The following is a 9,728-nucleotide window of genomic DNA, read 5'->3' as shown; positions in this document are numbered from 1 at the left end:
GAGACAGGCCCCCTAATGCCCCTCCTCGCCGACGCCGGCTCCCTCAGCCTCACCATCGACCTCGCCATCGCCGGCCTCGCGGTCGGCAGCGCGGCGGCCCTGAGCGGCATCGGCCTCGTCACGACCTACCGCGCCACCGGCGTCCTCAACCTCGCGCAGGGTGCGCAGGCGATGATCATCGCGTACCTGCTGCGCGAGCTGGTCGTGGTGTGGCACTGGCCCGTCGTCCCGGCCGCCGCGTTCTGCCTGCTCCTCGTGGCGCCGGCGCTGGGGGTCGGGCTCGAGCTCGGCGTGTTCCGTCCGCTCCAGCGGCGGGGGGCCGGGCCGGCCGAGACGATGGTGGCGACCATCGGCGTGTTCATCCTGCTGACCGGCGCCGTCGTCCTCATCTGGGGCACCGGCCCCTACGCCGACGCCCCGTCGCTCGTTCCCAGCACGCCCTTCACGCTCCCCGGCGGCCACCCGGTGCGGTTGGACACGGCCGTGCAGCTCGGCGTCGTCCTCGCCCTGAGTCTCCTGGTCGCGCTAGTCACCCGCTACACGCCCTTCGGCCTCCAGCTCCGCGCGGTCGTGGACGACCGCCGCCTCGCCGAGCTCTCCGGTGTGAACGCGGGCCGGGTCTCGGCGATCGGCTGGGCGTTCGGCTCCTTCGTCGCGGGCCTGGTCGGCGTCCTGCTCGCGCCCAACCTGCTCCTCGACCCCTACGGCCTGTCGCTGCTCGTCATGGAGACCATGGCGGTCGCCGTCGCGGGCCGCCTGCGCAGCGTCGGCGTGGCGGTGGCGGTCGGCCTCGGCCTGGGCGTCGCAGGCAGCGAACTCACCCGCCTGCGCCCCGGCGGCCAGATCCTCCCGCTGGTCCAAGCGTTCCAGTCCAACCTCTTCGTGATCGCGCTCCTGGTCGTGGTCCTGCTCCAAAGCCACCTCGGCTCCGGGGCACAGGCCCCACCGGCGCGCGCCGCCGGCAAACGCCAAGGCCGAAACCAGAGCGGCAACGTCCCCGAACGTGCGGCCAGCGCCGTAGCCGCCATGGCCTGCACCGTCCTGCTCCTGATGCCCCTCGGCTTCCGCGGCTCCGACCTCCGCAACGCACTCCAAGTCCCCGCCCTGGCCCTCGTCCTGCTCTCAGTCGTCGTGGTCACCGGCTACGGCGGCCAGATCTCCCTCGGCCAAGCCGGCTACGCGGGAATGGGAGCCCTCGGCACCGCGCTGCTCATGTCCGGCAAAGTCCCCGGCGTCCCGGCCATGCCCGCGGTCCCGGCCCTGCTGTGCGCGGTCCTGGTCACCGTCCCGCTGGGCCTGCTCACCGGCTGGCCCGCGATCCGCCGCCGCGGCCTGGCCCTGGCGCTGGTGACGTTCGCCGTCGGCACCGCCATGAGCCGCTTCGTCTTCGACCAGCCCTACGCCACCACCGGCCTGCTCCTGGACCGTCCCGGCTTCCTCACCGACGACCGCGCCTTCTACGCCGCCGAGCTGGCGCTGCTCGCCCTCGGCGTCGTCATCGTCCACAACCTGCACCGGGGCCGCCTCGGCCGGGCCCTGACCGCGCTGCGCGACCACGAAGCCGGCGCCTCGGCCGCCGGTCTGAACGTGCCGTGGCTGAAGGTCTTCGCCTTCATGACCGGCGCCGGTCTGGCCGCACTCGGCGGCGGCCTGATGGGCTTGGGCGGCCGGGCCTTCAACTCCGCGACGTTCGACCCCTTACAAGGCCTCATCTGGTTCGCCACGGTCGTCGTCGCCGGAGCCGACAGCGCACTCGGCGCGGTCCTGGCCGCGGCGCTGCTCGTCGGCCTGGATGCCGGCACCACCCAAGGGGTGTCGACGGTCGTCGTCGGCGCCTTGGCCCTGATGATCGGCCGTATGCCCGGCGGGCTCGCGGGCCGCCTGTCGCAACTCAGCACAGCGTCTCTCAGCACAGCGTCCCTCAGCACAGCGTCCCTCAGCACAACACTCGTAGCACCGCCGACACCTTCCGCCGAACTCACCCCGCTCGGCCACCGTGCACGCGCACGCATCGAACGGGCACGACCATGACCGCCCCCGCAGCACCCTCACCCCACCTCACCGCCCGAGGCGTAGTCCGCCGTTTCGGCGGCGTCATAGCCGTGGACGGCGTCGACCTCTCCGTCCCGCCAGCCCGCATCACCGCCCTGGTCGGCCCCAACGGCGCCGGCAAAAGCACACTGTTCGACTGCCTGTCCGGCACCCTGCGTCCCGATGCCGGCCGCGTCCTGCTCGGCGGCCGTGACATCGCCCACCTGCCCGACTACCGCCGAGCCCGCCTGGGCCTGGCCCGCACCTTCCAACAGCTCGCGATCTTCCCCGGCCTCACCGTCGCCGAGAACGTCCGCATCGGCGCCGAAGGACGCCCCGGCGGCACCCTGCGCGGCCTGGTCGGCCTGCCCGACCCGGCCCGCGGACAGACGGCGCTGGCCACCGACCGGGCCCTGCGCCTGGCCGGTCTGGCGGCACTGCGCGACCACCCCGTCGCCGACCTCCCGACCGGCACGCTGCGCATGGTCGAACTCGCCCGCGCGCTGGCCGGCGCACCCCGCGTCCTCCTGCTCGACGAGCCCGCCGCCGGCCTCGACGCCACCGAGGCCACGCGCCTGGCCGCGGTCCTGCGTGCCCTCAGTGCCGAGGGCATGGCCCTGCTTCTGGTCGAACACGACGTCGATCTGGTCGCCGAACTCGCCGACGTCGTCTACGTGATGGCCGCCGGCCGGGTCGTGGCCCGCGGCCCGGCCGCCGCCGTCCTCGCCGATCCGGAAGTCGGCGCGCTGTGGAGCCGGGGCCGGGCCCAGCCATGACCGTCGAAGTCGAACTCCGCGCCGCCCGCGTCCGCTACGGCCCCCTGGAAGCCCTCCACGGCGTCGACCTCGCCTTCCCCGCCGCCCGCGTCAGCGTCCTGATCGGCCGCAACGGCGCTGGCCGGACCACCACGCTGCGCGCCCTGGTCGGTGCCGTCCCGCTGTCCGCCGGAACCTGCCGGTGGCAGGGCCGTGACGTCACCGACCTGCCCGCCTACCGCCGCGCCCGCCTCGGCCTGGCCTTCGTCCCGGCCGAGCACGCGATCTTCGGCTCGCTCACCGTCGCCGAGAACCTGGGCCCGCGGGCGCGAACCGCCCCGGAGGTCGCCGACACGTTCCCCGAACTCCTACCCCTGCTCGACCGCCGCGCCGAAACCCTGTCCGGCGGGCAGCAGCAACTGGTCGCCTTGTGCCGTGCCCTGCTTCGCCGCCCCCGCCTGCTGCTCCTCGACGAGCCGGACCGCGGCCTGGCCCCGGCCGTCGTCGCCCGCCTGCACCGCCGGCTGCTCGAACTGGCCGCCGCCGACGGCCGCACCGTGATCCTGGCCGCGCAGGCGCTCCCGCCCACCCTCACCGCCGCCGGTGTGGTCCACGTCCTGCACCGCGGCCGGGTCGCCTTCAGCGGGGAGCCGGGGGAGCTGCGGCTGTCCGAGTGAACCTGTGTCACCCGATAGAGCCTTTCAGCTGGCGATTAACCGTCCATCCTCGGACACTGACCCTGACGTACTGAAGGTACTGACGTACTGACGCTGATCCGAGCAACGGAGCCGGGTATGACCAAGACACGCATCGCGTGCGCCGCAGTCGGCGTGCTCTCCCTAGTGGCCGCCGCGCTGCTGGCCTGGTGGATCACGCCGAGCTACGTGGCCCGGATCCCGTCCGGCAAGAACATCGACCGCACCTACGACGGCACCTTCCAGAGCCTGCTCGACCCGCAGGCGCTGGCCTCGGGCAACCTGCTCGGCGCGGTCAAGCAGAACGTTCCGATGACCGTGGCGCAGGACGTGAAGGTGGAGAAGACCTCCGGCAACAAGGCCCTGATCAGCGACTCCCGCACCACCTCGGCGGCCGGGGCCAAGGTCGAGCAGACCAAGTGGCAGTACGCGGTGGACCGCAAGTCACTGGAAGCGGTGAGCAGCCACCCCAGCAGCTGGACCGACCTGATCCCGGCGCAGGGCCTGACGGTGAGCTGGCCGTTCGGCGCGCAGAAGAAGAACTACGAGGGCTGGACGCCGGAGACGCAGAAGGTGGCGCCGCTGACGTATCTGCGCTCGGAGAAGAAGCAGGGCATCACGACGTACGTCTACCAGGCCAAGGTGGCGCCGACGAAGATCGCCGACCCGCAGATCCTGGCCACGCTCCCCAAGGAGCTGCCGGTCGACCTGCTCAAGCTGCTCGGCACCGCCGGCGCCCTGCCCGCCGCCCAGGCCGCGCAGCTGGCGCAGATCCTGCCCGAGCTGCCGAACCCCGTGCCGCTGTCCTACACCTTCCAGGACGACTCCACGTTCTGGGTCGACCCGCACACCGGCCTGGTGATCGACGTGCAGCGCGCCCAGCAGCGGGTCGCCGAGATCGCGCTGCCCAACGGCACGACGGTCCCGCTGATCCCGGCGGTCGCGGTCACGTATCAGGACTCCGCGGCCAGCTCCAAGGCGGCGGCCGACGACGCCCGGCACGGCCGCACCGTGATCAGCTGGCTCGGCGTGTACCTGCCGATCATCCTGCTGGCGCTCGGGGTGGTGCTGCTGGCGCTGGCCGGGGTGCTGCGCGGCCGGCGGCGGCCTGCGGCGCGGGCTTCCGGCCCGGCGGCGGGGACTGGTCCGGGGACTGGTCCGGGGTCGACAGTGCCGCCGACGCAGGAGTGAGCTTCATCAGGAGTCAGTGAGCTTCATCAGGAGTCGATGAAAAGCGGGTGGTGGCCGATCGGGCTACCACCCGCTCGCCTTTGCCGGGCTTTGCCGGCCTTTGATCGTCGCTTTGTCAGAACATTCCTTTACGTGGTGTCCGTGTCGTCGCACGCTGACGCTATGCCATCAACACACTCCACTCGCCGCCTGCTCCGCGACACCGCCGCCCTCCTCGCAGTCGGCGCCGCGGCCCTGAGCTTCACCACGGGCCCGGCCCGAGCCGAGGCCCATACTCACGCGCACGCCACCACCACCACCATCGCCGCCGCCTCGAAGCACCACGGCGTCAAGCCGATCAACGGGCACGGCATCACCGGCGACACGCACGGCCTGACCGACGCCGACACCCTCTCGCTCCAGACCAGCGACACCACCGGAGCCGTCTCCCCGACGCCGACTGTGTACCTCGTCTTCTGGGGTTCCCAGTGGGACAGCAGCGACACCGCGGGTGTGGCCAACGACCTGCAAGGGATGTTCAACGGCCTGTACGGCGGCCAGGACACCTGGGGCACGATCTTGACCCAGTACTGCGAAGGCATCGCGGCCGGCTCCACCGACTGCGGCGCCGGCGGCACCGCGATCCAGCACCCCGCCTCCTCCCCGCTGGCCGGCGTCTGGTTCGACGACGCCAACCCCGAACCCGACAGCCCGGCCGCCGCCGACATCGCCACCGAGGCCGCCAATGCCGCCGCCCACTTCGGGAACACCACCCAGGACCCGAACGACAACGCGCAGTACGTCATCGTCTCGGCCTCCGGCACCCACCCCGACGGCTTCCCGAACAGCGGCTTCTGCGCGTGGCACGACCAGACACAGTCGTCCTACGGCACGCTGGCTTACACGAACCTGCCGTACGTCCCGGACATGGGCGCCGGAGCGTGCACGACCGAGACCGACGGCCGGATGCTCTCCGGCATCGAGTCGACCGAGACCCACGAGTACGCCGAGACCGTCACCGACTTCTGGCCCACCAACGGCTGGAACAACACGGCCAACGGTGAGATCGGCGACGAGTGCGAGAACCTGGACGCCTACGAGACGCTCTCCACGGGGACTTACGACGTGCAGGGGCTTTGGTCCAACAGCGCTGACAGCTGCGTGACTTCGGGCTGAGGCCCGACTCCCCTGTCGATGTCGGCGACGAGATGACAAATCGTCGTCGCCGACATCGATGATCGCGCCCCCGCGGCGCCGCGTTTGATCCCACAGCGGTGTGGAATCAGCTGATCAATGACAGTGGACGAAGAGGCCGCACACGACCAGACGGCCCCCGACCATGCCGCCCTGACCACCTCCCTGCTGATCGCGATCGTCCTGGTCGCGGCGAACCTGCGGGCCGGCCTGACCGGTGTCGGCCCGCTGCTGCCGACCGTGGAGCACGCCACCGGGCTCAGCGAGACCTGGGGCGGGCTGCTCGTCACGCTGCCGCTGCTGACGTTCGCCGCGACGTCGCCGCTGGCCGGTCGGGCCGCGCGTCGGCACGGGGCGCGGCGGGTTCTCGCGCTGGCGCTTCCGCTGCTGGCTGCCGGGCTGGTGGTGCGGTCGCTGCCGGGGATCGGGTTCCTGTTCGGCGGCACGGTCGTCATCGCCGCGGCGATCGCCGTCGGCAACGTGCTGCTGCCGCCGGTGGTGCGCAGCACGGTGCCGAAGCAGCGGGTCAGCCAGGTCACCGCCGTCTACGTGACCGCGATGGGGTCGGTGGCCGCGATCTCGTCAGGGGTGTCGGTTCCGCTGGCCGATGTGCTGCCGGGTGGCTGGCGGAGCGCGCTGGGGTGCTGGGCCGTGCTCGCGGTGGTGGCGATGCCCGCGTGGCTGCCGTATCTGCGGCGTGGTGACCGGGATGCCCGACAAGAAGCCCGACAAGAGGCTTCGGCGGTCCTGGTCACCGAGGTTGACTCCGCGAAGACGCCCACGAAATCTCCCTCCCCTTGGCGCTCGCCGCTGGCCTGGCAGATCAGCCTGTTCATGGGCCTGCAATCCCTGGGCTTCTACGCGACGATCTCCTGGCTCCCCAGCATCGTCCACGACCACGGCACCTCGACAGCCGCCGCGGGCTGGGAACTGTTCCTGTTCCAAGCCGTCGGCCTGGTCGCCAGCATCACGCTGCCACTGGTCCTGCGCCGGCACCCCGACCAACGCGTCCTGGCGGCGGCGGCCTCGATCCTGATGGCCACCGGCTTCGCGCTCCTCGCCGTGACCCCGAGCCTGGCCGTCGTGACGTGCGTCCTGACCGGCTTCGGCAGCGGCGCGACGCTCGTGTTGGCCCTCACGTTCCAAGGTCAGCGCGCGTCCCAGGGTCCGCAGGCCGCCTCGCTCGCGGCGATGGCCCAATCCGTCGGCTACCTGGTCGCGGCGGTCGGACCGCTCCTGCTCGGTACGCTCCACAGCCTCACCGGCGGTTGGGCGCTGCCGGTGACGTTGTTGGCCGGGATCGCGTGCGCCCAGGCGCTTCTCGGCCTCGGCGCCGGTCGCGACGTTACTTGGGCGCCGGCCCCGGCATCGTCGGTCCCGCCGTCACCGGACCCGGCACCGCAGGCTCCGCCGTCACCGGTCCCGGCGCCCCCTCAACCCGGTTCCCCGACACCACCGTCACGATGACACACACCGCGATGATCGCCTCAGCCCACAGAAACGCCGCGTAGTCCAGCACCGACCCGATCGGCGGGTTCCCCGGCGCGGTGTTCCGGAACGCCGCCAGCGCGAACAGCGACGCCGCCATCCAGCCCAGCGCCGGCCACGTCAGCCCCTTGCGGTGGCGTACCAGGAAGCGCGTCCCGATGGCCACCGCGATCGCCAGCGCCCACATCGCCGCCATCATGAACAGCGCGAAGGCGACGACGCTGTTGGAACGCGCGACGTCCACCGAGTAGACGGCCGTGCCGCCCACCGACTCGGCGTCCACGCCCGTCGCGAACAGCACGTCGACGTTGCTCAGCGTCGCCGACACCGGAACCTGCCGGCCGTCGAACGAGGCGGTGAACTCGATGTCGGTGTCGTAGCCGTCGAAGGGATAGTCGGTGACGGCCCCGCCGGACAGTGCCACGGCCACGTCGGTCGTGGAGATGCGGGCGTGGGCCGGGTACTTCAGGTCGCCGCGGACCGGTGCGGAGGTCTGGATGACCAGATCGCCGGACGCGGCCAGGCCCTGCGGGTCGGCGTAGGCCCCGCGCGGCGTGACCATCACGCGCAGGGTCAGCTCGCGGCCGGTGGCGTCCACGCGCTGGATCGAGGCGGCGACGTCGATGCGGTCGGGTGCGGCGGAGGGGAGGGCGTATTTCTTGTCCAGGGCCAGGCGCTCGCCGACTTGGAGCCAGATCCCGACGGTCACCGCGGCGACCACGGCCGCGATGACCGCGATGGTCGCGAACAGTCGGCGACGGCCCCATTTCGCCGCCCGGCCGAGGCTTCGCTGGCCGATGCTCACGCCGGTGTCTCCGTCACGCCCGGTTCTCCGTCACGCCCGGTTCTCCATTACGGTGCCCGTTTCTCCGTCACGTTCTCCGTCACCCTGCTCCTGGCAGACCAGCTTTTATCAGGCCGCTTCCGTCACGCCGTCCCCGGCATGTCGTGCGTCGCGCAGTGGATCCCGCCGCCCCCGGCCGCGATCGCGTCGATCGCCACCGGCACCACCTTCCGCCCCGGGAAGTGCTCGGCGAGGATGCTGCCGGCCTGGTCGTCGGCATCGGCGTCGCCGAACTTCGGCATGATCACCGCGCCGTTCGCGACGAAGAAGTTGGCGTAGGAGGACACGAACGCGTCGCCCTTGCCGGTGATCTTGTCCGGGTCCGGCTGCGGCAGATCCACGACCTGGAGCTTCTTCCCGGCCGCGTCGGTGGCCGTGGCCAGCACCGACCTGGCCTGGTCCGAGGCCTGCGACCAGACGTCCGGCGGCAGTCCCGGGAACGCCTTGTCCAGCAGCACGGCGCCGGAGGCCGCGAAGCGCGCCAGGCAGTCCACGTGCGCGTCGGTGATGTCCTGGCCCTTCACCCCGGTGAACCAGATCACCTTCGTGACCCCGAGCGCGGTCTTGAGCAGGTCCTCGATCTGTTGGCGGCTCTTGCCCGGGTTCCGGTTGTCGTTCACCAGCGAACTCTCGGTGGCCATCAGCGTGCCCTTGCCGTCGGTCTCCAGCGCGCCGCCCTCGGCGACCATGCCCGAGTCGATGCCCGGGATCTGGTACTTCTGGATGATCGCCGCGGCCACACCGGCGTCCAGGGCGTGCTGCTGCTTGTTGCCCCAGCCGTTGAAGTGGAAGTTCACTCCGGCCGTCTTGCCGGAGTCCTGGACGAACACCGGGGCCGTGTCGCGGATCCACAGGTCGTCCACCGGGATCGGGATCACCTCGACGCCGGAGCCGACCGCGTTCTGTGCGGTGCTCCGCTGGTCGGGCCGCGCGAGCAGCACGACGTGTTCGTAGCCGGAGACGACGCGCGCCAGGTTGGCGATGTCGGCCTGGACCGCGGGGAGGCCGTCGCCCCAGATGGCGTCGGAGGCGGGCCAGGCCATGAAGGTGCGGATGTGGTGGTCCCATTCGGCGCCGAAGACCCGGGTCGGCGCCGCGGCGCTCGAAGCCGCAGTGCCGGCGGCGGAACCGGCGCCGGCACCGGCCGTCGAGGTTCCGGTCGCCGAGCTCCCGCCGGCGGGGGAGGAGCCCGTCTCGCCGCCCTCCGAACCGCCACTCCCGCACGCCGTCGCCCCCAGCGCGACGGCGCCGATCCCGAGTGCCGACGTCAGAGCGGCGCGGCGGGAGATGGTGCGTTGGTACATCAGACGGCTCCGATGTTCTTGTCCCCGATATGGATCCTCACATGGCCGGCGGAGTCGGGCGATCGGATAGGGCCGAATCGGTGCCCCTCGGCGCGGTGTCCTCGCAGGCCAGCACGCCAAGCCTGGCATCGACTGAAATTTCAGTCAAGTTCGCTCTTGACTAAAACTTCAGTCAGGAACACGATACCGGCGACCGCACCACCCCTCTCCCTCACCAAGGAGTGAGCGCCATGACCCCTGTCTCTTA

The 9,728-nt window shown here is 71.6% G+C and carries 7 protein-coding genes and 1 pseudogene; 6 read left to right on the top strand and 2 right to left on the bottom strand.

From position 1 onward, the window contains the following. The 6 genes from KGQ19_RS44980 to KGQ19_RS44955 form a co-directional block, all read left to right on the top strand. The coding region (locus tag KGQ19_RS44980; RefSeq protein WP_230420421.1) for a branched-chain amino acid ABC transporter permease at window positions 1–2,031 on the top strand (2,031 nt) is incomplete at its 5' end. Beyond that, window positions 2,028–2,807 (top strand): ABC transporter ATP-binding protein, encoded by a 780-nt coding sequence (locus KGQ19_RS53540; protein WP_212021137.1) that lies wholly within the window; start codon window positions 2,028–2,030, stop codon window positions 2,805–2,807. The genes KGQ19_RS44980 and KGQ19_RS53540, both read left to right, overlap by 4 nt. Next, window positions 2,804–3,463, top strand: coding sequence for an ATP-binding cassette domain-containing protein (locus KGQ19_RS44970; RefSeq protein ID WP_212021135.1), 660 nt, complete (start codon window positions 2,804–2,806; stop codon window positions 3,461–3,463). The genes KGQ19_RS53540 and KGQ19_RS44970 overlap by 4 nt, the downstream gene beginning before the upstream one ends. A gap of 117 nt (window positions 3,464–3,580) precedes the next feature. After that, on the top strand, window positions 3,581–4,672 hold the full coding sequence (locus KGQ19_RS44965) for a porin PorA family protein (RefSeq protein ID WP_212021133.1): 1,092 nt from the start codon (window positions 3,581–3,583) through the stop codon (window positions 4,670–4,672). A gap of 162 nt (window positions 4,673–4,834) precedes the next feature. Then, entirely contained in the window at window positions 4,835–5,827 is a 993-nt protein-coding gene (locus tag KGQ19_RS44960) for a hypothetical protein (RefSeq protein ID WP_212021132.1), read from the top strand. Between the two features lie 117 nt (window positions 5,828–5,944). Then, on the top strand, window positions 5,945–7,312 hold the full coding sequence (locus tag KGQ19_RS44955) for a CynX/NimT family MFS transporter (protein ID WP_212021131.1): 1,368 nt from the start codon (window positions 5,945–5,947) through the stop codon (window positions 7,310–7,312). 37 nt (window positions 7,313–7,349) lie between these two features. Here KGQ19_RS44955 and KGQ19_RS53205 read toward each other — a convergent pair. Further along, a pseudogene (locus KGQ19_RS53205) lies at window positions 7,350–8,042 on the bottom strand (DUF4436 family protein); the annotation flags it as partial. A 218-nt stretch (window positions 8,043–8,260) separates the two neighbouring features. Beyond that, window positions 8,261–9,481: an agmatine deiminase family protein gene (locus KGQ19_RS44950; RefSeq protein WP_212021130.1), complete on the bottom strand. Its 1,221-nt coding sequence runs from the start codon at window positions 9,479–9,481 to the stop codon at window positions 8,261–8,263. Between the last annotated feature and the right edge of the window lie 247 nt (window positions 9,482–9,728).

Source organism: Catenulispora pinistramenti, from assembly GCF_018274385.1.
Lineage (GTDB): Bacteria > Actinomycetota > Actinomycetes > Streptomycetales > Catenulisporaceae > Catenulispora > Catenulispora pinistramenti.
The sequence above is the reverse complement of the archived record's forward strand: the minus strand, read 5'-3'. Positions and strand labels throughout refer to the sequence as shown.